The organism is Gimesia benthica (assembly GCF_009720525.1).
Classification (GTDB): domain Bacteria; phylum Planctomycetota; class Planctomycetia; order Planctomycetales; family Planctomycetaceae; genus Gimesia; species Gimesia benthica.
On the sequence record NZ_CP043930.1, the window covers coordinates 2,475,098 to 2,500,908 of the forward strand.

Consider the following 25,811-nt stretch of genomic DNA (forward strand, 5'->3'; position numbering starts at 1 on the left):
CTGGAAGTAAAGGATGACTTTCCAAACATGTTTGATCTGAATAATACCAATACAATTCTGACGGGCGTGCTGATCCTGGTAATTGCCTGGTCGCTTCGCAGAAACTTTCGCGCACAGCACAAATCGAAAAACCGGGATCCACTGGAAGAGGCCCGCAGCGAACTCACCAGTATGGAACAGAACCAGATGAACCGGCTGAATCAGCTGGAGGTCAAACTATACGATTACGGTCGCGAGGTGGAGGCCCGTAGTGAAGATCGACTGCGGGTGCTGGACGAACTGCTGCAGGAAGCGGATCAGGAAATCAATCGTCTACGGACGCAACTGGCGCTGGCACAACAGGGGCTGTCGGCTGATCAATCTGCTGCAGGCCCAGATATTCTGATGTATGAGCAGGAGCGGAGGCGGCTCTCCGCGAGTGCAGAGCAACGGCTGATGATGATCTATTTAAGCCAGGCAGGCTTTTCCGCGCAGGAAATCAGCAACTGTTTTCAGTGCAGTCCACAGGAAGTCGAAAAGGTACTTGCGGAAGACCTGCCACGTCCCGATTCCGAGACCGCCTGAATGCGGATCAACTACAGGACCTCAAACTGAGAGAGTCGCAGCTTACCCCTGGAACAGTTCACCAATCGGTGCTGCATCTACCAGGCTGATCTGCTGATCGTCCTGACGTGCCAGACAGCTCTGAGGATTGAGGCCCAGATGCTGATAAATGCTCGCCGTCAGTTCGGATGCATGGACGGGCCGCTCAACGGGACTGCTGGCCCGCGAATCGCTGGCGCCAATTACCCGACCACCGGGAGTCGCACCGCCGGCTACGAGGGCCGACCAGACATGCGGCCAGTGATCGCGTCCGCCGGAAGCGTTGATCTGTGGTGTGCGACCAAACTCACCCGTGGCTACGACGAGCGTATCCTGGAGCAAACCACGTGAGGCCAGATCGTCGAGCAGCGTGGAGAGGGCTTTGTCAAAAGCAGGGCCCAGTGAATCGCGGTATTCGTAAACTTTTCCTGCGGTCCCGGCGCCGGTGCCGTGACAGTCCCAGGTCAGTTGCTCATGCAGATCATCAAACAGATTAACGACGACACACCGCGTACCCCGCTCAACGAGTTGCCGTGCCTGGAGCAGCAGCTTGCCGAAACGATGCTTGCCGTACTGCTGCTGGATGGCTGGAGACTCGCCGGCGACTTCGATTTCATATTCGGTAGAAGCTGACTTCATTCCAATCGTGGTGGCGGGAGCGAACTCTTCCCCCAGGAAGGTTGCCTGCTGGCCTCGGTAGGTGTTGACTCCCAGGGAGTGTACCAGACGAGGCAGTACAACGAACGGTGGCGCATCGCCCCGCGGTCCCCACTGGCGGGCGACAACCGAACCAAAGCAGGGATAGTTCAGCGAACCGCGTGAGACGCGACCGGTCTGGATTAACTGGTGACCGGTTTCATGAATCGGGGCGGCATCGTGATAGAGAGAACGAATCAGTGAGAACTGCCCGGTACGTTGTGCGAGTTGCGGAAAGGCTTCACTCACCTGCAGACCAGGCACTGTCGTGGAGATCGCTTTCAAAGGCCCCCGGATCTCGGCAGGTGCATCGGGTTTGGGATCAAAGGTTTCCAGCTGGCTGGCGCCGCCGGTCATCATGATCAGGATGCAGTTTTTCTCCGAGCGATCACTGCGTGTCGCTGCGAGGGCGGCCCGCTCGGCCATGGAGAGGCCGACAAAGCTTAAACTGCCCACCCGGAGAAAATCCCGCCGCGATACTTCCGATTGTTTTTGCCTGGAGTTCATACGTCTTTTACTCGATTGAATACAGTCTCAAAGGTATACGCTGTGGGTGAAATATTATACCAGCCCTCGACTATAGTCGAAGAAATCCTCACAGAGAATTCAACCTGTTTCTGAAACTTCACAATCAAAATCCAAAGTTCAGACCGATTTCCGGTGTTCGAGTGTGGCGCCCTGATTCAACGGTTTGACGATACGAGTCAGAGATTCTTCGCCGTAACCTGCTGACTTAATTAGACTTGAGAGACTCTCTGCTTCTGCCTCAGCAGGACAGATTACAGATAATGTCGGCCCCCAGGAGGTCTGGGCGATGCCCTCAACTCCTTGTGAGAGCAGTAGTTGCTCCAGTTCCCGCATCCGGGGATGAGCCAGAACGCCCCCCTGGACCGGTGCAAAGAATTCACCGACTAAATGTCCGAATTCTGTCAGGCTACTGGCGAACTCTGAAATATTCTGTTCCAGGACCGCTGGTGCCAGCTGCATCAGCGCCAGACGACAGAGCTTTTCCGTCAACGTGTCTGGCATCGGCCCCAGCTGCTGAATGGCATCGGCTTCGACGGCTCCCGAGATGCCAGCCTGGTCCTGCGGGGTGATTAAGAGGATCCGCCACTGTTCCGGAAAGCGAGCCTGAAACACGAGGGGACTGATATCAGCGGAGTCCCGTTTTCCCGCTTCGATGAGAAATCCCCCCTTGTCGAAACCATAAACCCCCAGGGCAGACCGTGCACCACGATCGACAAGTTGAGCCAGTTCGACCGATGAAAGTTCGTCTTGGTCCATGAGTGCTGCCAGTCCACGGGCCACTGCGAGACTGAGCTGTGTCCCGGAGCCGAAACCGGAGTGCTGGGGGATTTCAGACTGGAGCGTGATCTCAAAACAGTGATCGCCGAACCAGTCTGGAGAACTGGTTCGGAGCACCTGCAGCGCGGTCTGAATTTTCGCAGCGTTGCCAGTACTACCCGAAATCTGATCTTTCTGCGAGGAAGCAGATCTCACGGAGAGCACCAGCCTGGGTTCTTCCACCATCAGACCCAGCCCACCAAATTCGCGCCCGGTGCGGGGGGCGAGCGAAAGCAGTCCCCAGTGCAGACGGCTTCCGGTGGTAACGATCACTTCAGGTGACATGGCGAATCTGATTTCCGAGCTGGCGTGAGTGTGGATAAGACGATTTAAGACTGCAACTCAGCATACGCTCTGGTGACATATTCTTCCAGTAAACGGAAGGCTTCTGTTTCTGTAGGACCGGCGGTTTTACACACGATTTCGGCGAGTGACTCATACTGCTGTAATAACTCGGCCTGTGGGATCAGATGCGTACGCGTGGCCAGGATGGCGGCCTCGAGGACGGCGTGCTTTGCCCGATTGAGACCGAAGAAGTCACGAATGCGGCCCTGGTGCACAACCCGGGCCTGCATGACGGTCCGCAGGTCAGAATCATCAATCGATTCGATCTCGAATTCATACCAGCGACAGGCGGATTGGAGTACGGCTCCTTCGATCCGTTCTGCGGGAAATGTTTCCGGCATTGACTCCAATCGACCGATGGCGGCTTTTGTGAGGAGCAGCACATCATCGACAACGTGAAAGACACCACAACGGGTCTCTTTCAGATTCTGGTATGTCCGTGAAGTCTGGAAGGGACGCAAGACGAGTTGGGTCATTTCCTGATCAACCAGCGGCCCCATCGGCGCGAGATTATACTCGCCCTCCTGATTGCGACTGGTGACCATGCCTTCCAGAATCATTTTCAATGTGCCTTCTGCCGGGATCCGATGTTTTTTCACAGACCCTATCATAGTTCAGAAAGCGACGGAGGGGAAACCAGTGGCTGCACCAATTGCGTGAGATCGACGGGAACAGCGCTGTCAGACCTGCGTGGGAAACATTCGACTTAGCGAGTGAATCCGACGTAGAAGCTGAAGACCTGTGTCTGGTCGAATGTTTCTTTGGCAAGAGGCACAGAGAAGTCCAGTGCGACTGGAACCGGGCCCATGGCGGGCACCGTGAGTCGCAGACCGGCACCGACAGAGACACGGAACTGATCCAGTGAAACATCTTCTTCCACTGTACCGAAGTCACTGAAGAAGACCATCTGAATCATTTCGTCTGCGGTAATCGGCATCATGTACTGTGCACTACCCAGGAAGCTCCAGCGACCACCGATGGCGATGCCGTTTTCGCGGGGAGTCACACCACGGAATTCGAAGCCGCGGAAGGTCTGGAAACCACCGGCATAGTAACGTTCGAAGACCGGGGTATCAGTATCGGTCCAGCCGAGCTGTGCACTCAGCGAGAGGATGTGACGTCCGCCGCCATCCGGTCGCTTATACAACGTGAAGTACTGGCTGCCGTTGGCTTCGAGGCGACTGTAAGTGTAATCGCCCACTGCCTGTTCAGCCGCCCATTCCAGCAGGTGACCTTCGGCTGGCAGGAACGCGGCGTCACGCGTGTCGTGGTTCAGCGAGATGCGGAAAGTATTCAGCAGGTTGTCCCCCACAGACGCCTGCACGATGGCGGGGGTGGGAGTACGTGGGTTATACAGTTTGACGTCTTCCAGACGGTACTGGGTGTTGATCGACCATTCCTGAGTCAACTGACGGCCCAGAGAGAAACGACCGCCAACACGTTGTTCGTCCCAGTCGGTATAGTAACGGGTGAAGTAGAAACCGCTGACACCCAGACTGAAGTTGGTATCCAGAAAGTAGGGATCGGTCCAGTTAACGAGGTAACGGCTGACCTGGTCACCGGGAACCGCTTCAGCACGGAACCGCTGTCCGCCACCACGCCAGGCAGTACCATCGAGAATATCTTCCATACTGCGCGGAGGACGGAGAATATCAAAGTTTTCTTCCTGCAGGACGATCGAACCGACCACACCGGCGTTACTGTTCACACCCACGCCGAACATCAGACGTCCGGTACGGCTTTCAGAAGCATAGACATCCAGGTCGACCCAGCCAGGTTGCTGCTGAGGAAACTCGGTACCCATCGGATCGCCGAGGGGGCTTTCCCCAAACAGCGGGTTCAGTGGTTCCGGAATACCGTTATCATAGTTCTGCCCGCGGAAGATCTGTCCTGTCCGCTGAGGCGACTGATAAGAAACGGGCTCGGTTTTGATACCTTCAAACAGATCCTGATTCTGCTGAGGAGCAGGTTGCTTGTAAGTCTGGCTGCGATACTTGAGATTAGGATAACGTAATTTCTGGACCTGCTGCTCATCTGCATTCTGTCCCCGCAGAACATCGTTTTCGCGGCTGGCCAGCATTTCCCGCTCTGGATTGACGCGTGTCACATTGATGCGTGGTCCATCCTGAGGTCCTTTCTGGAAGACCTGGTTACCTTCAATGCGGCGCTTACTCTTGGCAATCAGACGCTGATTGGCCAGATCGCCGGGTGCTACCATCATCGGGTTCAAGAGAACTGAACTTTTTGTACGGGGGTTATCGCCGGAAATATGGGCGGTAATTTTACGGATGCGATAAGGTTTGTCTTCATTGATGCTGTAAACCAGATCGACTTCACCGGGGGCTTCGAGGAAACGGGGCTGCGGTGTCACCTTGGCAAACAGGTGTCCCAGTTCGCCGTAGCGTTCCGAAAGTTTTTCCACGTCGGTGGCCAGGGTGCGGCTGTTGAAGTATTCGCCTGCAGCGAGTTTGATATCTTCGCGGATCTCTTCTTCCGAGAAGATGCGATTGCCTTCAATCATGATATCGCGAATTTTGTAACGTTTGCCTTCGTTGATCGTGTATTCGACCTGCACGCGGGATTTATCTTTGTTGTAACCGACTTTCTCATCGATTTTGACATCAAAGAATCCCAGGCCATTGTAGTACTGTTTGAGAGAAATCAGGTCGTCCTGAATCGTGGCAGGATCATACTTACCGCCGAAGAAGCTCATTCCCAGCGGTGCTTTTTTCGTCTGCAGCTTGGTCTTCAGCACGCCGTCGCTGACGAACTTATTGCCGCGGAACTTAATACCGGAAACGACGACCTTGGGGCCTTCTTTGATTTCAAAGATGACTTCGCGGTCATTGGGGTCTCCCCCTTTGAGCAGTTTTACTTCAGCGAACCGGTAACCCCGTTCGACGTAGAGCTGCTTGATACGGTTAACGGATTCCTGGTTGGCAGCGATATCGAAAGGCGAACCCACCTTCAAACCGGTGGTTGCCTGCAGGCGTTTGATTTTGATTTTTTTATAGCCGCGGAATTCTACCTTTTCCACGATGGGACGTTCTTTGACTTTATATACGAGCACCAGTCCCTGTTCGGTCTGACGATACACGGGAACCACACTGGCGAACCAGCGCGTGGCAAACAGCAGGCGGACGTCTTCAAGAACCATGTCGCGTGTGGCGGGACGGCCACGTTGAATTTTCGTTTTCTGGAGAATGGCGAGTGCAGGAATTGATTCGTTGCCTTCGACGCGGACATCAAAGATTGACTGATTCAGATCGATAGAACGCTTCTGTGGTTCCTGCGCGCTAACAGAATCAATCAGCGGAATGATTCCGTTGATGCAGTCTCCGAAGATTATTATCTGTACCAGGATCAGGCTTAGAGCCAATCGCAATGCGTTGCCGCATCTGGTGTCAGACGAGACACCTCTTATCATGTCAGATCCAATTGTAAATATTGCGAGAAAAGATATGAGGTTCACATTCTTGTGACAGGTTGGAAATCACTTTTTCATTGTCCCGGTGACTCAGAGAGGATTTGAGAAACGGGACTGAAAGACAGGAAAGTTACCCTCTAATTCGAAGTGGGTTGCGTACAAATAACGGAAAACGAAAACAGCCGCAAGACGAGTTTCCCGGCGTCATTCAGATTTGACGGGTTCGTAGAGAAAAAATTACGCAGGCAGAGTTTGAAGCGTGTAAGAGTTACAAAACCACGCGGAATATCCGCAGCGCAGAAGGGTTTTCGACCACTATTTCAGGAATCTGGAGAAGCTGGTCAAAGCGAAGAGTTCGAGCTAGTCGGCAGAAGACTGCAGGTGGCAGGCAACACAGGAGAGGACGACGCTGTGGGCCGATGCTTTCGTGCTGCGGGTCGACTTCTGCTGCTCACTGTTGATGTTCTGATCCCGCTGGGCGATCCAGAGGCAGGGCTCCTGAGCAGGCAGGCTGGCTGCTGCTCCCACGGGCATCTTCTCGGAAGGAACATCCATGGAAATTCCCCAGCCCAGAACGAAACCGACGAACAGCACCAGGGCGGCCTGCAGCATTCGTTTGCGCTGGATGATTGCCGGTGAGACTTCGGTACTCGGCTGGCTGAGTCCAACTTCAGCGCTCAACCGGGTTGCCGCCTGTTCAGCAATCCGTACGGCCTCCGGCGAGAGGAACGGTTTTCCACCAGACGTAAAGCCGGTGTCATTTTGAGAATCACTCTGGTGTGTAAAATGGGCGTCGAACAAGGCCAGCTCTTCTTCAGAGAGATCATTCCTGTCTGAGAGTTTCTGGAACGACGTCAGCGCGGGCGCGAGCGTTTCCTGCATCTGCCGACAACGGGGACACATCTGCAGGTGCCACTGCAGTTCGTCACAGTTATAGTCCGCAGGATGAGTCATTAATTCAAAAGCTTCGTCACAATTCATGAGACTTCTCCTTCTGAAGGGGTCTCTTCAGAAAAACGCTGAGCGAGTTGAAGCAATCCATTTTTCACACGTATTTTTGCAGCCGAAAGACTGCATTCCATCGTCAGAGCGATTTCAGAGAATTTCAGCCCTCCAAAAAACCGCAGACGGAGTGCATCCGCCTGGACTTCCGGCAGATCAGCCAGGTAAGCCACCAGCAGTTCAAACTGCTCGGTTCTGAGAGCGGTCTGCAGGGGTGTTTCGGTCGAACTGGGCTCGGGAATCCTGATTTCTTCACTGGTTCCCAATGCAGACCGCACGACTTCGCGGGGTTGCTTCATTTCCCGCTTGTAATGCCGACGACAGAGGTTCAGGAAAATCGTCCAGAGCCAGGTTGAAAAGGCAAAGGCAGGATTGTAAGTTTCCCTGGCCGCATAGGCAGCCAGGAATGCTTCCTGCACGAGGTCCTCCGCAGCACATTGGTTCCCGTATTTGCTCCAGGCGAAGCGTAACAGACGCTGACTATAGCGCAACACGAGTTCGTCGAACAGGAGATATTCTCCTGCACAGACGCGCTTCATGATGGCAGCATCGTCCAGTTTCTGATTCATGGCTTACCAGGTTACCGAAGTAAAACGGCCGAAAAGGGAGGAATGACCTGTGCGGAAATCCACACAGCTCCGTTCCTGATTTTAGCGGCAAGAGTCACTACGATGCAACCGGAACTCTCGAATCTGGAGTGAAAATGAACTGGAGTCAAGACTGCAGTTCGACGCCGATCTGATAGATCTCTTCGGTATCGAGAATGAGATCATTGGCTTCGAAGAGTTTACGGATGGCGGCCTTGTGAATTTTCATCTTAGTCCCGCCGACCCCGATAGCACCGTAACAGATTTTCCCGTCCCGCTCAGTGGCCTTGTCCATGACGTCGACGTCTTCGATGCCGGCAGGTGGAACTGCGTTTAAGTCGATGACAACCTTGAGATTCTTCAGTGGTTTCCAGCAGGCTGCGGGGAGCAGTTTTACGCCGGCTGCTCCGGCAGCGATGATCAGGCTGGTCCCCTGGTTGACGGCTTCCAGTTGTTTGTGGTCTTTAAGAGACAGTGGTTGCACCCGGGCGTCTTCGACGAGTCCGGCAATCGCATCACAGGCAGCCTGGGCTCGTTCTTCCGAGCGGGAGGCGAGGACCACTTCAGCGCCACGACGGGCCAGCAGTTGTGCCGCGCGGAGACCGACGGGGCCAGTGCCGCCGAGCACCAGCGCTTTGGTTTCGGAGAAATCGAGATGCTTGCCTGCTGCGAGCACGGCTGCAGCCGCGGTGGTATTGCAGCCATTGGAATCCATCATGACCGAAACCCGCACGGGTCCAAAAAATGTTTCCTGAACTTTTCGCAGCAGGTTTTCACCCGAATGGGTATCACTGCCGCCGATGAAGAGTGCGGTATTTTTGAGATCTTCCGGTCCGCGGGTAAACATGGCACCATGCACGAGTGCTTCGACGTTGACGGGAGTCACTTCGTGATAGCTCATCAATTCATCCACGCCGGCATCAATGGCGACGACGCGATCAAACGTGCTGGCATGCTGACTGGAATCCAGTTGAATCAGTATTTTTTTCATGAGAGTTCTGCAACCTGATCAATGCGAAACTGACAAATGGAAAAACCCCTGTTCGATGCGAACAGGGGTCTGAATTCGATCTATCCACTTTGAGCGGAATGATCAGCCGGCGTAGAAGGGGTGAGATGCTTCACTCTTCTTGGCGATCATTTCATCAACAGAAGGCTCATTCTTCATGGCCCGTGCGATGGCTTCTTTGGTGGCTTCGTAGTTGTAATCGAAGATCTTCTTGTCGTCGTCAGCTTCCCAGTGGATGAAGACGCCACAGACGATGACCAGGTCTTCGCATTGATCTTTGGGGATCACGCCAGCTTCAACGCTGTCTGCAACAGCTTTGGCAACAGCGTACTGAGCAGGACCAAACATCTGAACGGCCTGCTTGGCACCTTTGATGGTTACTTTGGTAACCATGACGGTGGCGGGCTTAACGGCCAGGTTGGGTGTCAGAACAGCCAGCAGGTTGCTGTGACCCATTTTCTGGCTGGACAGGGCGTTTGCAAAGGCAGCCCCGACAGGGCCGTTTTTGTCACCAATCAACAGATCGATATGAGCAACTTCATTACCTTCACCGACAAGTGACTCACCGACAAACATAGACATTCTTCGTTCTCCATTTCATATGAGGTTTGCTTCGATATGCTTTCAGCACAATTTGAAAACGGATCACGAATACCGCAGTCCTGAACGGACGGCGAAACAAACTGAGAAAGTCAGGTTCGCCTTGGATCATTCGTAGCCTGTATCAAGTAATAACAATTTAAGAACGGGATTGCCAGTAAACGGCTGACATTCAGTTTAAATCCTCATAAAATTATCATGTCCCCAGGCCCCGATCCCACACTCATGAATATCCAATTTACACATTCCGAAACCGACGCAGCAAAACTGCTGATTGTAGGTGCCAGTACGCGCGCAGCTGCGGCCTCTGCGCTTCGTGCGGGCATGCGTCCCGTGTGTGTCGATCAGTTCGGAGACCAGGATTTGCATACCCTGGCCCGTGTGATTCCCCGGACATCTGCACCAAATGACTGGCTGCACGAACTGGCTGCCCTGGAACCAATGGAATGGATCTTTACGGGTGCTGTGGAGAACCAAAGCGAACTGATCGCGCAGATCAGCGCGCAGCACACTCTAAGAGGTTGCGATCCTGACTGTCTGAGTCGGGTACGAGATCCGTTTTTTTTACAGACGTTGCTGTCCGATAATTCGATCCGCATGTCCTCCTGTCTGCCTGTGGAAGCGAAACCTGCCGATGTGGAAAACTGGCTCCTGAAGCCACTCGAGAGTGCTGCCGGCCAGGGGATTCATTTCATGGATGAAGTACTTGTAGAAAGCGAACCTGCTGGCGACTGTTATCTGCAGCGGTATCAAGCGGGGGCCCCCTTGTCGGCGCTGTTTATCGCCTTTCCGGAAGCAGTCGTTCTGGTCGGAGTGTCGCTACAGTTGTGTGGAAACCCGTCACTGGGGGCTGCTGCATTTCAGTTCTGTGGCGGCGTGACTATCTCGCCGGTCCCCGATGGTGTGCGTTCCGATCTCGAAGAACTGGGCACCACCGTCGCCCGGGGTTGTGGGATTCAGGGGCTGTTTGGTTGTGACCTGATCGGGAACCCGGAGGACGGGGAACCGCTCTGGCTGACCGAGGTCAACCCGAGGTATACCGGGCTGACGGAACTGTTTGAGCTGCAGTACCGGATTCCGCTATTAGGCTGGCATATAAAAGCCTGTCGCTCGTTTGCAGATCCTGCAGCAGAGCCGGATGCCGCTGGTGAGTTAGAGACAGAACTCGAACGGGCCTTCCGAGAGCCATTTCAGCAAATCGCAAAAGGAATTCTGTATGCCCAGCGGGACCGGACGGCTCCTGAGATTCGTTTCTCGGGCCTTCCGGACGATTGTTATGCGATCCCCGAAAGCGCCGATCTTCCCTATCCCGGTACTTTCATCCCTCAAGGAACGCCGTTCTGTTCGGTGTATGGGACGGGCAAGAATCCCCGGGAAAGCCTGCAGGTCCTGGCGAGGCGGGTCAACAAATATCAGCAGTTACTGGCATCAGGGGAATTGCCGGAAGAGGCAGGTGACAATCCGCATACCAGCCCGGGAACAGTAAAGGAACCGGAAAATCTGTTTTTTTCACGTTTTTTCTCAAGCGTCCCGGGAGGACTTTCGTTTCTTGAAGAATCTCCCGATTGACTATAAAATCAATTTCAATCGCGTTCCGCGTTTCGGATTGAGTTTGCAAGGTCTTCCGGGCCGGGTATAGTCGATACTTGCGTGTCTGGTTTTCTCTGAAACGACTCCAGTCTCAGCGTTCAAACAGACGACATAATATTTCACAGATGATCGACCGTTCCGGTTCATCAAGCAGCATGAAGGAAAAAGTCAGGACCGATGGCCAAGTCAACAGACATCAAAATTGTTGAGGCAAAATTTTCAACGGAACAAGTTCCCTTTCGCACGCCCCTGAAATTTGGTGGTCGGGTGATGGACAGCAGCGTGCTGCTGAACGTGGAAGTGATCGTTGAAACACGCTCAGGAAAACAGGGCATCGGAATCGGCAGTATGCCGGCCGGGAATATCTGGGCCTGGCCTTCCAGCGTGGTCAGTCCTGAAGATGCACTGAAAGCGATGATCGAGTTTCTGGAAGAAGCGGTGGAAATCGCCAACATCTGCCCGGAAATCGCTCATCCCATCGACCTGATGTATCACATTTCCGCTGAATATCACTTCATGGCCAAGAAAATTGCCAAGAAGCTGGGACTGGCGGAAGAGATTCCGGAACTGGCGCAACTGGTCGCATCCAGCCCCCTGGACGCCGCCATTCACGATGGTTTCGGTCGGGCAAATCATATTAACAGCTACAACGGTCTGTCTGCTGAGTACATGGCGCATGACCTGACCGAATACCTGGACGATCAGTTTGCCGGCGAATACCTGGACCAGTACACGCTCCGCGATCCTAAACCGACACTGCCTCTTTACCACCTGGTAGGAGCCCTCGATCCAATTACCGAAGCTGACGTCTCCGAGCGGATCGACGATGGCCTGCCGGAAACCCTGGGCGAATGGATCAAGGCCGACGGTTTGACGCACCTCAAGATCAAGCTGTCGGGGGACAATCTGGACTGGGACATCAGTCGTGTGATCGCGGTCGAAAATGAAGCCGCCAAGGCCCAGGCCGAACGGGGTCAGGATACCTGGTGCTACTCGCTCGACTTCAACGAAAAGTGTGAGAACGTCGATTACGTACTGGACTTTCTGAACAAAGTTCGGGAGCAGTCCCCGGCTGCCTTTGATCGGGTGCAATACATCGAACAGCCGACCAATCGGGATCTCAAAGCCAATCCTGAGAATAAAATGCACGAAGCCGCCAAGATCAAACCGGTGGTGATCGATGAATCGCTGGTCGACTACGAATCGCTGCTCTTGAGCCGCGATCTGGGTTATTCCGGCGTGGCACTCAAAGCCTGCAAGGGGCAGACTGAATCGCTGTTCCTCGGGGCTGCTGCTCAGAAGTTCGATATGTTCCTCTGCGTGCAGGACCTGACCTGCTGCGGTTATTCGTTCCTGCACTCCGCAAGCCTGGCCGCCCGTATTCCCACGGTTGCAGCGATTGAAGGCAACGGACGGCAGTACTGTCCGGGACCGAACAAGAAATGGACCCGCTCCTATCCCGGGATGTTCAAACTCACCGATGGTACAGTAAAGACCGGTGAGCTGAACGGAGACGGACTGGGCTTCTAAGCTACTCTCAGCGTAACTCTCGTCTTACCAGGACCGGTTGCGCTGCTGGTACATCTGGAAGTTGAATACGCCGAACAGTGCAAACATGATTCCCGCGTAACGCATATGCTGTGAAAAAAAATAAACGGCAAGACCGCCGGCAACGACCATCGAGATCTGCAGCGCCAGGATATCGCCCCGGTAACGTTTGACCGACTTGCAGATATCCTCGCAGATGTGTCCGCCATCCAGAGGGAGTACCGGTGCCAGATTGATCAACCCCCAGTAGAGGTTGATAAAGATCAGATCATAAAAGGCGAGGCCTATATACCCTCGCGCCTGTGGGCTGAATCCGTCCCAGAGGCCGAAGCGGATCGAGTAATAGCGGAAGACCCACACGATGCCGAACAGGATGAACCCGGCCATCGGGCCAGCGGCGGAAATGATGATCGAGCGTTGTGTGGTGAGCCCCGAATATGGCTGATAGACGGCCAGCCCGCCAAAATGGTAGAGGATAATCTGTGGCGGCCAGCCGAATATTTTCGCCATGATGGCGTGTCCCAGTTCGTGAACCAGGATGGAGACGAATACGCAGGCGATCCAGATCCAGGTAAATTTCAGATCATCCGGATTCCAGCCCATGAAGGCGGCCACAACCCAGAACAGTGGATGCACGCGGATCGGAATGCCAAATATGGAAAAACGTAAATCAAATTCTGTGGGAGCAACATTTCCCAGCATCAGCTTCACTTTCTATTGTTGTATTGATTCCGGAATGGAAGTTTCAATCCGGTTTAGAGGACAGCATATCGACTGGTCAACAGAAATGCACTCCTGCATGGTCCGGACCGGCGGCGGCACTGTAGTCAGGTCCTGAAAACAGGGCAATTGCAGTTTGGAAGTCCAAAATCGGACAAATTGACTGTATTTGACCCGGTCGACATAGTTTAGGGTACAGATTTCCTGCACGAAAAATCAGGGTGAGACCTGAATTCAACGGACTTAACATTGACGCATCTCACGAAAAGGATACGATTTGCAGTCAGATGGGCAGTGGGTCGCACAAGCTCTGACTCTGAATGAATCCTGACCGATTTCTCAGAGCACTGCGGGGATACCCCGCGGGAGAAGAATTGACCAGACTACGACAGGTGAAGTGTCGCAACGAAAGACCGTTTTCGTTGCAACACTTCGTCACAGGATGGGTTGTGCGGCCCGCTGGCCATTGTTTTGCGCTGACCCGCTTTTGATCCGCATAGCATTGAACTGACTCCAGGTTATTCGAATGGGCTTATTTGATTTTATTCGCCAGCTCTTCGGGTCCCCTCCCGACCGCTCCGGTCAGGCAGCGGCTCCCGATCCTGTCCCTGAGCCGGCCCCCACGAACCACCTCAGAAGCGACGCCCCGTCCGTCTGCATCCGCTCCGCTATCCCAAGAGACGACCACGGACTGAGTATAATATTGAAGAGGTCCCTGCGCCCCCCTACGAGCTGGCCCGCTACGGTGCCATGACCGGTCATTATTTTGACATGACCCAGGACACGGATGCAGCGCAGCTGAGTCGCCATGAACTGCCTCAGTTCGCGACGCCATTGGAACTGGCACAGTGGCTGGAAATTCCACTGGGGAAACTCGCCTGGCTGACACATCGTTACAATCACAGCGACGGTCCGGAAGATGTAAAGGAGTCGCATTACACTTATCACTGGTTGCCCAAACGGAACGGGTTTCGGCTGATTGAAGCGCCGCGACCGTTCATCAAAATGGCGCAGCAGCAGATCCAGCAGGAAATCTTAAGCCGGATCCCCATGCACCATAGTGCCCACGGTTTTGTCTCGGGGCATTCGCCCGTGACCAATGCCCGACCGCATGCAGGCAAACGGGTCGTGTTGAAATTCGATCTGGAAAACTTCTATGCGAACGTGAAGTTCTCGCGCGTGGTTTCGATTTTTCGCAGTCTGGGTTACTGCCGGGAAGCCGCCCTCTGGCTGGCACGTCTGACGACTTCAGCGATCCCGGCGAACCTGCCCTTTCCCGATGGGACACTGCGACCGCTGCTCCCCTATCTGCCACGTCACCTGCCACAGGGCGCACCAACGTCCCCTGCTCTGGCGAATCTGTCAGCCTACTCTCTGGACGTACGACTGTCGGGACTGGCACGATCCTTTGGAGCGGATTACACACGCTATGCAGACGATTTGACCTTCTCAGGGTCGGAAGCATTTTTGCGTTCGCTGAAGGTGTTTATCCCGCTGGTCCAGCAGGTGATCCGTTCGGAACGCTTTCAGGTTAATTTATCGAAACGGCGGGTGATCAGAAATAATCAGCGGCAGACCGTCACGGGCGTTGTTGTGAACGAACACACGAATGTCTCCCGCAAGGAATTTGACCGTCTGAAAGCGATTCTCACAAATTGCATCCGCCAGGGTCCGGAAACACAAAACCGGGAACAACATCCTGATTTTGCTAATCATCTGCGGGGCAAAATCGCTCACGTGCAGCAGCTCAACCCGAATCGTGGTCAGCGGTTACTGCATCTCTACGAACAGATTCGCTGGTAAGCGCAACACGCGAATCTGCCTTGTCTCAGTGACGCTTTTTGCGACATAATAGAGGCCCGGTCTCAGTTGCCAATCCGGTTTTTCGAGGCCTTTTTTTGATCCCTGCTGAGGATTCGTTCGTTCTGATCAGCAGGGAGACGAATTCATGCTGACGCCTTTCGACCAGATTGGATTTGCTGTGGGTGGATTGATAAGAATCCTGTTCAAAAGCATCAGCCCCTATATGAAAGACCTGCTGAAGCCGGTTACCCGCTTCCTTGTAGGGCTGATTGCTATTCCTATCTTCCACCTATTCATGCATAAAGTGGCTCGGGTTCAGGAAATTGATGAAGAACTCGAGAAAGACCTGGAACAGTGGTTCCGTGGCTCCCTGCTCCTCTTAGCGGCCACAGCAAACATGGAAGCAGCGCTGTTCGGCTGGGTTCCAATGAGTCTACAGGGAACTGAGGGCTGGGTATTGATGGGATTCCGCATCATGCTGGCCATTGGTGTGATCGAAGCGATGCCTGATCAGGAGCTGTTCTCGATTATTCACCCCGGACCACCGAAGCTGAAACTCTCGAAAGAATACGGAATCCTGCGTGAACTCAAAGAGAAATGGGCAGCGATCCTCAAAGGGATCCTCTGCCAGCATATCAACCGTTCTTCGCCTGTGTTCGCAATTCTCGCGGCGATCGCCCCGGGGAACGTAGGCTGGGTCTGCTACGGGATGGCAATCACGCAATACCTGATTATCGGCCTGGTGACCTCAAGGGATCGTGCGTTGGATGTGCTCTCGGAATTTGACCGTCAGGTCAACCAGCGGCGACGCGAACTGATAGAAGAATTCGACCTGGATGAATCCGAGGTTGAAGCAGCCGACCGTAAAAACTGCGCTGAGAAACTCGACAGCGAGACCACGCCTGCCGAGGCGGACACCGATCAGTCGAAGGCGTCCGCCTGAGCGACTATTCGTCGTCCTCTTTTTTCTCAGCAGCTTTCTTCTTAGTCGCCTTTTTAGCGGCTTTTTTCTTGGTCGTCTTTTTCTTGGTCGTCTTTTTCTTGGCAGCTGCTTTTTTCGTAGTCTTCTTTGCGGCTGATTTTTTGGTCGCCGTTTTCTTCTTGGTGGCTTTCGTCGTATTTTTCTTGACGCCCTTCTTAGCCGCTTTGGCTTCCAGCCATTCGACAGCCTGCTCCAGCGTTACGTTTTCGACCTCGTATTCCTTGGGAATCGTGGCATTGATCTTTCCGTGTTTTACGTAAGGTCCGTAACGACCATCGAAGATGGCGACCTGTTCTTCGTCCTCGGGATGTTTGCCCAGTTCGCGAATCGGAGTCGGGGCACTGCGCCGGCGGGCCTGCTTGAGCAGTTCTACCGCACGATCCAGTTCGATGGTCAGCACGTCGTCATCTTTGGTAAGTGATTTATAAACCTTGTCGTGCAGGACGTAGGGACCGAAGCGTCCGATGCCTGCGTTGACTTTCTTGCCGGTCTCGGGATGCTCTCCCAGGAAACGAGGCAGGCTCAGGTATTTCAGAGCCAGATCGAGGTCGACGTCATCCGGGTCCATGGTTTTCGGAATACTGACCCGTTTCGGCTTGGGACCGTCTTCGGTCACATCGCCCAGCTGCAGGTACGGTCCAAAGGGGCCGTGCAACTTGTAAATGGGTGAATTTTCTTCGGGGTGCATCCCCAGTGCCTTGGGACCTTCGCTCTTCTGGCGAATCAGTTTCTGAGCCAGTTCGTTGGTCAGGTCAGCCGGGGCGATGTTTTCGGGAATTGAAGCTGAAACGGGTTCTTCCACGTTTTCATCGGTAACGTATGGTCCGTAACGGCCGACACGCACTGCAGACTCGATGCCATCCAGGTCCAGCGTACAGATTTCGCGAGCATCGATGGTCTCTTCCTTGGTTTTGACCTGCTCGTCGAGCCCTTCCTTACCTCGATAGAAGTGATTCAGATAAGGCAGACGATCCCCTTCGCCGACAGCGATATCGTCCAGTTCCTGTTCCATGGCAGCGGTAAACTGCAGGTCGACCAGGTTCGGGAAAAACTTTTCCAGCAGTCGCGTGACCGCCAGTGCTGTGAAGGTTGGAACGAGCTGACTGCCTGATTTATTGACGTAGCCCCGGTCCTGAATGGTGCCGATGATGGAGGCGTAGGTACTCGGACGGCCGACCCCTTCACTTTCCAGCTTGCGGACAATCGTGGCTTCTGTGTACCGCGCGGGGGGTTTGGTTTCGTGCTTGAGTGGTTCGACCTGGCTGGGATCCAGCTTCTGATTTTCTTCGAGTGGCGGCAGCATGGATTCACTGTCGTCCAGTGCAGCTTCAGGATCGTCGACCCCTTCCACGTAGGCACGGAAGAAACCGGGGAACTCGACATGGCGGCCGGTAGCCCGGAACTCAGCGTCGTCTGCTGTAATCGTAACGGTCTGGAAGCGGAGACGGGCTTCTTCCATCTGGGTGGCCATCGTCCGTTTCCAGATCATGGCGTACAGTTTGGCCTGTTGTCCTTTGAGATTCAGTTCCTCAGCGGTTTTCATCAGTTTACCGGCAGGACGGATCGCTTCGTGTGCTTCCTGTGCCCCTTTGGAACTGGTCTCGAAGCGGCGGATGTCCTGACTGAGGTAATCCTGGCCGTAGAGATCTTCAATCCGCTGACGGGCACTCGTGATCGCTTCGTTGGAGAGGTTCACACTGTCAGTACGCATGTAAGTAATGTGACCGTCTTCGTAGAGCCGCTGGGCGACCTGCATGGTTTCCCGGGCCGACATGTTCAGCTTACGGTTACCCTCCTGTTGCAGGGTACTGGTGGTGAACGGTGCGGGAGGTTTGCGTGACTGCATCCGCTGTTCGACAGAGGTGACGGTCCAGTCCGATTTTTGAACGCGTTCCAGGAGTTCTTCGGTCTGTTGTTCGTTGAGCAGCAGGACATCGGCGCCCTCTTTGAGTTTCCCGGTGGATTCGTCGAAGTCTTTACCACTGGCGACTTTCTTTCCGCCGACGGTCATCAGCATCGATTCGAATTCAGCCCCTTCGTCGGTTTTGAGCAGGGCTTTCAGGTCCCAGTAGGTACCGCTGCGAAACGCGAGTCGTTCCAGTTCCCGCTGAACCAGGATACGAACCGCGACAGACTGCACGCGACCGGCGGAAAGTCCGCGGGAAACTTTTTTCCACAGCAGGGGACTCAGTGTAAACCCATACAGACGGTCCAGGACCCGGCGGGTTTCTTGAGCCGAAACCAGGTTCAGGTCGAGTTCACGTGGGTTTTCGATGGCTTCCTTGATGGCTTCTTCGGTGATTTCCGAGAAAACCATACGTTTTACAGGCACTTTCGGTTTAAGCAGCTCGGTGAGATGCCAGCCGATGCTTTCTCCTTCGCGGTCTTCGTCGGTCGCGAGAATCAGCTCTTCAGCGTCCTTTAAAGCATCTTTGAGTTCTTTGACCGTCTTCTTTTTTTCCTTGGGAACCAGGTAATACGGTTCGAATTCCGATTCAACATTGACCCCGAGGGTGGCCCATTTGTGTTTCTTCTTGAATTCGGAAGGAACATCGGAGGCTTTGGCAGGCAGGTCGCGCACGTGGCCCATACTGGCCAGTACCTTATAATCACTGCCTAAATAGCTGCCGATTTTCTTCGCCTTGGCAGGTGATTCCACGATCACCAAAGCTTTCAGCTTTTTCTTTGCCACCAGATCTATCCTTCCTGGAAAACCGACGTCAACCTTGTCACCAGAGCTCTCCCGGCTACAATACGCGGCTCAATGTACTTCTGACAGAGACTATTCTGAATCGTTGCTGCGGATTCATTTGATCAATTTCATCCGGCAATCCATAACCGCGATAAAAGTCCCTGTCAAGCCTGTAATTATTTTTTCACAGCGGATCGTGATCCCCAAACGGGCTATTTTCGGCGTAAGATCAGGTGGGAAACCGCAGGATTCTTTCAGAGAAGACTTTCACGAATTGCCGGAATAAATTACAACACATGGATTAAACGGAAAACTCTTTTCCGAACGGGAGATACGAATCCCGCCGGAGGGCACCGGGGTAACCCTGTTCTTCCGGAAACTGACGACAGGAAATCGATTTCGTTCGACTTGCAGACTCAAGAAGGAAACAGCATGGCCTCGCCACTGGAATTGTTTCGTAAAAATCAAAAAGTATTAATGGTCCCCTGACCATTCTGGCCATGTTCGCATTTATCGTGCTGGGCCAGATGAATGCAGACCAGGTACCGCCGATCCTGGGCATGCTCTTTGTGGGACCGTTATTCTGGTTCCTGGGAAAAGACCGTGGTAAAGGCAAAGAATTTGCCGCCGTCGGAGTCGTGGTCGGCTTTCTGCTGGGCTACATGTACATGCCCCGGATGGGAACCGCGAATGTCGTCACCTCCACCGCAGGAGAAATCGACCAGCAGCAGTACCAGATCATGCTGCAGAACCGGCAGATCGCCAATCAGTTCGTCGCCCAGTCGTATTTCGCTTCACTTACTGAAGAGGAAATGCAGAGCGCACGGGTGCCCCAGGGTGCCTTATTTGGTTTTCCCTTTGTGCAGAGCACCGAAGACGACATGATCCTGGAATTCCTGCTCCGTAAAGAAGCAGACCAGATGCAACTGGTGGTCTCTGACGATGCAGTTTCCAATTACATCTCACGCTACACCAACAACAAACTGAGCCAGGACGCCTTCAAACGGGTCTGCCAGCAACTGGGTGTCACCCAGGGACGGATTTATGAAATCCTGCGAGACCAGCTCAAGGCCCGTCTCGCTTTCCAGCTGAAGAGCCCCGAAGTCTCACTGACCCCGGATCAGTACTGGAACTTCTATCAGAAATTCAACGTCCGCGAAGAACTGGAAGTGGCAGCCTTGCCGGTCGAAGATTTCAAGAAAGAGATCGCCGATCCGACCGAAGCTGAGATGAAGGCATTCTACGAAAATTACAAAGCAGTCATGCCCAACGAAAAAGGTCCGGGAGCACCGGGTCTGCTGCAGCCTCCTAAAGTGAAAGTCGAATACCTGCTGGCCGATTACGAAGAGACCGAAAAGCAGGTAAAGGCTGTTACAGAGGAAGAGATCAAAGCGTTCTACGAAGAGAACAAGGAAACGCTTTACAAAAATAATCCCATTCCCAACGATCCGAACATGAACTTCCCGGGAGCTCCTGTCGCTCCGCAGGGAGATCAACCGGTCGAAGCTCCTAAGCCTGCCGCTCCGAAACCAGCTGCTGAAGAGAAAGCACCTGCGAAGCCAGAGGCTCCCAAGGCTGATTCAGCAGAGAAGCCCAAAACACCGGCTCCCAAAGCTGAGGAAAAACCCAGGCCCGAAGCGAAACCGGAAGCAGAGAAAGCCAAAACAGAATCGAAAGACAAAACGAGTGCCCTCGATTCCAATCAGACGACTTTCGTAGCACTGCTGGATGAAAAGCAGCCCGCTAAACCAGAGCCTGCCAAGAAAGAGTCTGCAGCCAAGGAACCTGCGAAAAAAGAAACAGCTCCCGCTGCAGATACGAAGCCGGCTGACAAGCCTGCCAAACCAGCTGCGAAGCCCGAAAGCAAACCAGCACAGCCAGCTGAGAAACCGGCAGACACTCAACCGGAAAGTGCAACGACGGCTGCACCACCGCTGGAACCATACCGTCCGCTCAACGATGAGTTGAAAAGTGAAATTCGCGATCAGCTGCTGCGGGAACGCACTCTGGAACTGATGCAGCAGAAGATCAACGCAGCCGCGACCTTCATGAATGACTTGAGCTACAAGATCAACAGTCCTGCTACTGGTGAGAATCCTCCGACACCGAAGGAGATCACCGAGCAGCTCAAGAGCTATGCAGCCAAGAACAAGCTCGTGTATAACATCACCCCCATGATGACCGCCCGGGAACTCATGGAGTCTGAGAAATACCCGCTGGGAACCGCACGTGAGCCCACCCTGAATGAATTCACGGCGCAGCCGCGAACCGTGCTCGAACAGCTGTTCGGAACACCTATGGATCAGCTTTACACGACTTTCGAAGCGGAAGATTCCTTCTCCAGTGCTTTGATTTCTTACTGGAAAGTCGCTCATACCGATACGATGGTGCCTAAGTTCGACGATCCCGAAATCAAGCAGGAGATCATCGCCCAGATCAAAACTGAAAAAGCCCGTCCGCTGGCTCAGAAACGGGCAGAAGAACTCAAGGCTTTGATCACCAAAGCGAAAGACGAAGACATGCAGACTGCTCTGAAGGGACAGACCATCACTGGCAATAAAGAGGGAACGGAACTGTTAACGCAGACCACCGAATCCTTCAGCTGGATGCGGACCTCGACAGCCGGTGCAAGCAACCCGTTCGCTTTCCCCCGGCCTGAACTCTCGACGATCTCTGCCATCGATGGAGCCGGCAACGACTTCATGGAACAGGTCTTCGACAACATGCAGGAAGGGGATGTGGGCGTTGCCATGAATGCCGACAAGTCAATCTGCTATGTGGTGAAAGTCATCAACCGAATTCCGTCCACACCGGGCGGACAGACCGCCATGTACCAGGAATTCCTGAAAACGGACCTGTTCTTCTTCTTCTCACCTTACCTGCCAATGGCTCAGCAGGAGCAGGTGCAGACAATCCAGAACTGGGGCAAAGATCTGCTGGCGAAGTACAACGTCCAGAAGCACTTTGAAGCCATGGACCAGGAAGTCGAAGTCGTTCAGGAGTAATCCTCGAACAGGATCACAGACACAAATCGGTTGTATCGGCAGACGGTACAACCGATTTTTTTATTCCCTCACAGCAGACCATTTTTTCGTAAAACCGGCTGGACAAGCGAAAAAAAGGCGTTTATTTCTATAGAGGTGCCATCGGATCTGACTCCGTTTTTCCGTTTCCACAGAAGGACACCGGTGAGAACGAGCCAGCCACGAAGATCCAGGTAACTCAAAAGGTACTCACCACCTACGTTGTATTTTCAACACTTACCAGTTAAAAATGGACAAATCTTCCAGCTGTCTGCCGGCTGGGACCGTATCAATAAACGAGGCGGTCCGGCGGACGGACCGAACTGGAACATCCATACTGTTGAATCAACCACGAGATAATCATCGGGAGAATTATTCTAATGTCGGAACAGGTTCAGCAAGCTCCTGCCGGGTCAGCGACGGGCACGGCTTCCGAAAACATGATCGAGGCGATCGGGCTGAGTAAGTTCTATGGCCAGTTCGCTGCAACCCGCGATGTGACATTTTCCGTACCCCGCGGCCAGGTCGCAGCATTCCTGGGACCCAACGGTGCAGGCAAATCGACTACGATGAAACTGCTGACCGGCTTTCTATCCCCCAGCGAAGGGCAGGCCCGCGTCGGTGGGTTTGATGTCAGCACACACCGGATTGAAGCCAGTCAGAAACTGGGTTATCTGCCAGAAAACGGGCCGCTCTACGAAGAAATGACGCCGCTGGGCTTTCTGAAATACGTGGGTGGCGTGCGGGGCATGTCGAGTGCCGAACTCAGCAACCGGCTCGAGTTCGTGATGGATAAGTGCGACTTGAGCACCGTCTGGAAAAAACCGATTCGCAAACTCTCCCGCGGTTTTCGGCAACGTGTGGGCATGGCCCAGGCCCTGCTGCACGATCCGGACATCCTGATTCTGGATGAACCGACCAGCGGTCTCGACCCTAATCAGAACCAGTCCGTGCGTGACCTGATTCGCAGCCTGGGGAAAACCAAGACCATTCTGCTTTCGACTCACATTCTGCAGGAAGTCAAAGCCGTCTGCAGCCGCGTGATCCTGATTAACCAGGGTTCGGTTGTATTCGATGGCCCTGTCGATGAGCTGGGTAACAGTCAGGAAGACATGGAAGAACGCTTCCACAAACTGACCCACGCATAAGTTCAATTTCACCGACCAATTTCGTTACCTCATAAAGCTGACGTAAGGACCCTTCTGTTATGTTGCGGAACAACGTTGTATTGGCCGTCTTCAAGCGAAACGTACAGAGCTACTTCTCGGGAGTGCTCGGCTATCTGTTTATTGTCGTGTTCGTGGTCGCCGGTGCCTTCGCTGCCTTCAACCAGCAGTTCTTTGCCAACAACCAGGCGAACCTGGATCAGTTGAGCCTGTGGTATCCCCTGCTGCTGCTGTTCATCATCCCGGCGATTACGATGGGCGTCTGGGCCGATGAGAAAAAACTGGGGACCGACGAACTGCTGTTTACCCTGCCCGCTTCGGACCTGGAAGTCCTGCTGGGCAAATTCCTGGCGGTACTGGCGGTCTATACGATCGCCCTGCTGTTCTCGGTCACGCATATATTTGTACTCAACAGCATCGGCAATCCGGATATGGGGCTGATGTTTACGACTTACTTTGGATACTGGCTCGCGGGTGCGTCCCTGCTTTCTGCGGGTATGTTCGCTTCCGCGTTGACGAGCAGCACCACGGTCGCGTTTGTGCTGGGAACCGTGATCTGCGCGATCCCGGTCTTCATCGGACAGGTGGCTCCTTCCAGTAATCTGGTTCAGAGCCTGAGCCTGGTCGAACAGTTCCAGGATTTCAATACCGGAGTTCTGCCGCTGGCCTCGGTGCTGTACTTCATTTCGCTGGCGATCATGATGCTGTACCTGAACCGCGTGCTCATCACCCGCCGACACTGGAGTTCCCATGAACAGAATTCAATGGGACTGCAGTACCTGGTGCGAACCATTTCGCTGGCAGTGATCCTGATCAGCGTGAATGCGATCGTCTCCTACGGCAGCAGCCGCATCGATATGACCAGCGAAAGAGTTTACAGCCTGTCACAGACGACAAAAGACCTGATCTCCAAAATCGACGATAAAAACCCCGTCACCATTGAAGCTTTCATCAGCCCGGAAGTCTCGCGGGAATACGTGCCGATTCGCAAACGGCTGATCGGCCTGCTGCGGGAATATGACCAGCTGGGCGGCAAACGCCTGCAGGTGCGGTTCGTCGACGTTGAGCCGTTCAGCAAGGAAGAAGAGGAAGCCCGGCTGCTGGACATCTCTCCCCAACGGGTACAGACCGAACGGGGTGGACGGGCTTACGTGGAAACCATCTTCATGGGTGCCGTCGTGAAGAGTGCGACCGATGAAGTGGTGATTCCGTTCTTCAATGTCGGAACTCCCATCGAATACGAGCTGACCCGCTCCATCCGTACGGTCTCCAAAGATGATCGTCTGACTGTCGGCATTCTGAATACCGATGCCAGCATTTTTGGTGGTCTGGACATGAGCATGGGCGGCAACCAGCCTCCGTGGCTGATTGTGAGTGAACTCAAGAAACAGTACCGGGTCGAGCAGGTCTCACCCGATTCGCCGATCAGCGATACCGATTACGATGTTCTGCTGGCGGTACTCCCCTCATCATTGACCGAACCCCAACTCAAGAATCTGGTGGACTACGTCAAGAAAGGGAAACCGACGCTGGTCTGTGATGACCCGCTGCCCGTCTTCGGTGGAGGACGCGGCATTCAGATGGCACCCCGCATGCCCAAACCGAGTCCGGGAGGCATGATGGGAATGCGTCAACCGCCGCCAACTCCCAAAGCTTACGAAGGCCGATTGACGCCGCTGATGAACCTGCTGGAGATTGCCTGGGATAACGGGGAAGTGGTATTCGACTACTTCAATCCACATCCGGAGTTTGCCGAAGTTGTGCGTCCTGAGCTGATCTTCATCAGCCCCAAGAGCGGAACGAAAAGCGCCTTCAGCCTCGACAGCAATATCACCAGTGGTCTGCAGGAAATGCTGACCTTCTTCCCGGGCAGTATCCGTCCGCGGAAAGATCGAGATCTGAATTTCGAACCGCTGCTGCGTACCGGTCCCAACTCCGGTCTGCTGGCGTGGGGTGAGATCACCAGCCCGTTCTTCAATTCGGTCCGCATCGTGCAGGATCCGATCCGCGTGATCGACGAACACGCCCACGTCCTAGCGGCTCATATCACTTCAACGCCGAAATCAAAAGTGAAAGATCTGAATGTGATTTTCGTCGCCGATGCCGACCTGATCTCGGATGAGCTGTTCAACATCCGTGAGCGTCAGGCCTTTGGTCTGAAGATCGACAACGTGACCTTCCTGTTGAACTGTGTCGACCAGCTGGCCGGTGACGATTCCTATATCTCACTCCGCAAACGGCGTCAGAAGCATCGCACGCTGACACTGGTCGAACGCGAAACTTCGGTCTTCATCAAAGAGCGGAATGCGGAGCGGGAAAAGGCCAACGAGGTCGCTGAAGCCAAGCTGGAGGAAGCCCGTGACCGTCTCAAAGAACAACGGGAAAAGATCGAAAAAGATCCTTCCATGGACAGCCGGGAAAAACAGATCCGTTTACGAATGGCTGAAGAAAACGAAAGTCGTCGGCTGGAAGTCGATGAAGCCAAGATCGAACGGGAAAAACAGCAACAGGTCGAAAAGATCAAAGCTCAGACCGAGCGACAGATTCGGGAAATCGAAAACCGGATTCGCTGGTATGCGATTCTGGTACCCCCCTTCCCGGCGATCCTGTTGGGAATCTGTTTCCTGTTCTTCCGTTTAAAGCACGAGAACCAGAATATTGCTCCGGACCGGAGACTGAAATAAACGCAGCCCCC

The 25,811-nt window shown here is 54.0% G+C and carries 18 protein-coding genes; 8 read left to right on the forward strand and 10 right to left on the reverse strand.

The genetic code is table 11. From position 1 onward, the window contains the following. Positions 1–27: 27 nt before the first annotated feature. The gene (locus F1728_RS09295) at positions 28–564 is read left to right on the forward strand and encodes a hypothetical protein (RefSeq protein ID WP_155363872.1); all 537 of its coding nucleotides are present in this window, start codon (positions 28–30) and stop codon (positions 562–564) included. 42 nt (positions 565–606) lie between these two features. On the opposite strand, the gene F1728_RS09300 is transcribed toward F1728_RS09295, so the two are convergent. From F1728_RS09300 to fae, 8 genes are all read right to left on the reverse strand, one after another. Then, positions 607–1,734 carry a DUF1501 domain-containing protein gene (locus F1728_RS09300; protein WP_228030581.1) on the reverse strand — a complete coding sequence of 376 codons (1,128 nt, stop codon included), beginning with the start codon at positions 1,732–1,734 and terminating at the stop codon, positions 607–609. 189 nt (positions 1,735–1,923) lie between these two features. After that, on the reverse strand, positions 1,924–2,907 hold the full coding sequence (locus tag F1728_RS09305; protein WP_155363874.1) for a beta-ribofuranosylaminobenzene 5'-phosphate synthase family protein: 984 nt from the start codon (positions 2,905–2,907) through the stop codon (positions 1,924–1,926). Between the two features lie 44 nt (positions 2,908–2,951). After that, on the reverse strand, positions 2,952–3,566 hold the full coding sequence (locus F1728_RS09310; RefSeq protein ID WP_228030583.1) for a DUF447 domain-containing protein: 615 nt from the start codon (positions 3,564–3,566) through the stop codon (positions 2,952–2,954). Between the two features lie 107 nt (positions 3,567–3,673). After that, complete coding sequence (locus tag F1728_RS09315; protein WP_228030586.1) at positions 3,674–6,352, reverse strand: BamA/OMP85 family outer membrane protein; 2,679 nt, start codon at positions 6,350–6,352, stop codon at positions 3,674–3,676. Positions 6,353–6,754: 402 nt separating this feature from the next. Beyond that, positions 6,755–7,375, reverse strand: coding sequence for a hypothetical protein (locus F1728_RS09320; RefSeq protein WP_155363875.1), 621 nt, complete (start codon positions 7,373–7,375; stop codon positions 6,755–6,757). Next, positions 7,372–7,965: an RNA polymerase sigma factor gene (locus F1728_RS09325; protein WP_155363876.1), complete on the reverse strand. Its 594-nt coding sequence runs from the start codon at positions 7,963–7,965 to the stop codon at positions 7,372–7,374. Before F1728_RS09325 ends, F1728_RS09320 begins: the two co-directional genes overlap by 4 nt. Before the next feature lie 145 nt (positions 7,966–8,110). Beyond that, positions 8,111–8,974 carry an NADP-dependent methylenetetrahydromethanopterin/methylenetetrahydrofolate dehydrogenase gene (locus tag F1728_RS09330; protein WP_155363877.1) on the reverse strand — a complete coding sequence of 288 codons (864 nt, stop codon included), beginning with the start codon at positions 8,972–8,974 and terminating at the stop codon, positions 8,111–8,113. A gap of 102 nt (positions 8,975–9,076) precedes the next feature. Then, positions 9,077–9,574 (reverse strand): formaldehyde-activating enzyme, encoded by a 498-nt coding sequence (fae, locus tag F1728_RS09335; protein WP_155363878.1) that lies wholly within the window; start codon positions 9,572–9,574, stop codon positions 9,077–9,079. Positions 9,575–9,790: 216 nt separating this feature from the next. On the opposite strand from fae, the gene F1728_RS09340 reads away from it, so the two are divergent. Further along, positions 9,791–11,161: an ATP-grasp domain-containing protein gene (locus tag F1728_RS09340; protein WP_155363879.1), complete on the forward strand. Its 1,371-nt coding sequence runs from the start codon at positions 9,791–9,793 to the stop codon at positions 11,159–11,161. A gap of 198 nt (positions 11,162–11,359) precedes the next feature. Continuing rightward, positions 11,360–12,712 carry an enolase C-terminal domain-like protein gene (locus F1728_RS09345; RefSeq protein WP_155363880.1) on the forward strand — a complete coding sequence of 451 codons (1,353 nt, stop codon included), beginning with the start codon at positions 11,360–11,362 and terminating at the stop codon, positions 12,710–12,712. A gap of 24 nt (positions 12,713–12,736) precedes the next feature. Here F1728_RS09345 and F1728_RS09350 read toward each other — a convergent pair whose 3' ends face one another. Continuing rightward, on the reverse strand, positions 12,737–13,432 hold the full coding sequence (locus F1728_RS09350; protein ID WP_145181154.1) for a M50 family metallopeptidase: 696 nt from the start codon (positions 13,430–13,432) through the stop codon (positions 12,737–12,739). A gap of 768 nt (positions 13,433–14,200) precedes the next feature. Between F1728_RS09350 and F1728_RS09355 the strand changes: the two genes are divergently transcribed. Next, the gene (locus F1728_RS09355) at positions 14,201–15,253 is read left to right on the forward strand and encodes a reverse transcriptase family protein (protein WP_155363881.1); all 1,053 of its coding nucleotides are present in this window, start codon (positions 14,201–14,203) and stop codon (positions 15,251–15,253) included. A gap of 145 nt (positions 15,254–15,398) precedes the next feature. After that, a complete protein-coding gene (locus F1728_RS09360; RefSeq protein ID WP_187782028.1) occupies positions 15,399–16,196 on the forward strand; it encodes a DNA topoisomerase I in 798 nt (265 codons plus the stop codon). A gap of 4 nt (positions 16,197–16,200) precedes the next feature. Here the strand turns inward: F1728_RS09360 and topA are convergent, their stop codons facing one another. Next, positions 16,201–18,927, reverse strand: coding sequence for a type I DNA topoisomerase (gene topA, locus F1728_RS09365; protein WP_228030588.1), 2,727 nt, complete (start codon positions 18,925–18,927; stop codon positions 16,201–16,203). 500 nt (positions 18,928–19,427) lie between these two features. Between topA and F1728_RS09370 the strand changes: the two genes are divergently transcribed. The 3 genes from F1728_RS09370 to F1728_RS09380 all read left to right on the forward strand — a co-directional run bounded on the left by F1728_RS09370 (position 19,428) and on the right by F1728_RS09380 (position 25,800). Beyond that, positions 19,428–21,932, forward strand: coding sequence for a SurA N-terminal domain-containing protein (locus F1728_RS09370; RefSeq protein WP_155363882.1), 2,505 nt, complete (start codon positions 19,428–19,430; stop codon positions 21,930–21,932). Positions 21,933–22,330: 398 nt separating this feature from the next. Next, entirely contained in the window at positions 22,331–23,098 is a 768-nt protein-coding gene (locus F1728_RS09375) for an ABC transporter ATP-binding protein (RefSeq protein ID WP_145037201.1), read from the forward strand. Between the two features lie 59 nt (positions 23,099–23,157). Beyond that, positions 23,158–25,800: a Gldg family protein gene (locus F1728_RS09380; protein WP_155363883.1), complete on the forward strand. Its 2,643-nt coding sequence runs from the start codon at positions 23,158–23,160 to the stop codon at positions 25,798–25,800. The last annotated feature ends 11 nt before the right edge of the window (positions 25,801–25,811 follow it).

What these genes read in the sequence shown, in the direction of transcription:
- F1728_RS09295 (WP_155363872.1), top strand. Translation starts at nt 28, where the DNA reads ATGTTTGATCTGAATAATACCAATACAATTCTGACGGGCGTGCTGATC.
- F1728_RS09305 (WP_155363874.1), bottom strand. Translation starts at nt 2,907, where the DNA reads ATGTCACCTGAAGTGATCGTTACCACCGGAAGCCGTCTGCACTGGGGA.
- F1728_RS09320 (WP_155363875.1), bottom strand. Translation starts at nt 7,375, where the DNA reads ATGAATTGTGACGAAGCTTTTGAATTAATGACTCATCCTGCGGACTAT.
- F1728_RS09325 (WP_155363876.1), bottom strand. Translation starts at nt 7,965, where the DNA reads ATGAATCAGAAACTGGACGATGCTGCCATCATGAAGCGCGTCTGTGCA.
- F1728_RS09330 (WP_155363877.1), bottom strand. Translation starts at nt 8,974, where the DNA reads ATGAAAAAAATACTGATTCAACTGGATTCCAGTCAGCATGCCAGCACG.
- fae (WP_155363878.1), bottom strand. Translation starts at nt 9,574, where the DNA reads ATGTCTATGTTTGTCGGTGAGTCACTTGTCGGTGAAGGTAATGAAGTT.
- F1728_RS09340 (WP_155363879.1), top strand. Translation starts at nt 9,791, where the DNA reads ATGTCCCCAGGCCCCGATCCCACACTCATGAATATCCAATTTACACAT.
- F1728_RS09345 (WP_155363880.1), top strand. Translation starts at nt 11,360, where the DNA reads ATGGCCAAGTCAACAGACATCAAAATTGTTGAGGCAAAATTTTCAACG.
- F1728_RS09350 (WP_145181154.1), bottom strand. Translation starts at nt 13,432, where the DNA reads ATGCTGGGAAATGTTGCTCCCACAGAATTTGATTTACGTTTTTCCATA.
- F1728_RS09355 (WP_155363881.1), top strand. Translation starts at nt 14,201, where the DNA reads ATGACCGGTCATTATTTTGACATGACCCAGGACACGGATGCAGCGCAG.
- F1728_RS09360 (WP_187782028.1), top strand. Translation starts at nt 15,399, where the DNA reads ATGCTGACGCCTTTCGACCAGATTGGATTTGCTGTGGGTGGATTGATA.
- F1728_RS09370 (WP_155363882.1), top strand. Translation starts at nt 19,428, where the DNA reads ATGTTCGCATTTATCGTGCTGGGCCAGATGAATGCAGACCAGGTACCG.
- F1728_RS09375 (WP_145037201.1), top strand. Translation starts at nt 22,331, where the DNA reads ATGTCGGAACAGGTTCAGCAAGCTCCTGCCGGGTCAGCGACGGGCACG.
- F1728_RS09380 (WP_155363883.1), top strand. Translation starts at nt 23,158, where the DNA reads ATGTTGCGGAACAACGTTGTATTGGCCGTCTTCAAGCGAAACGTACAG.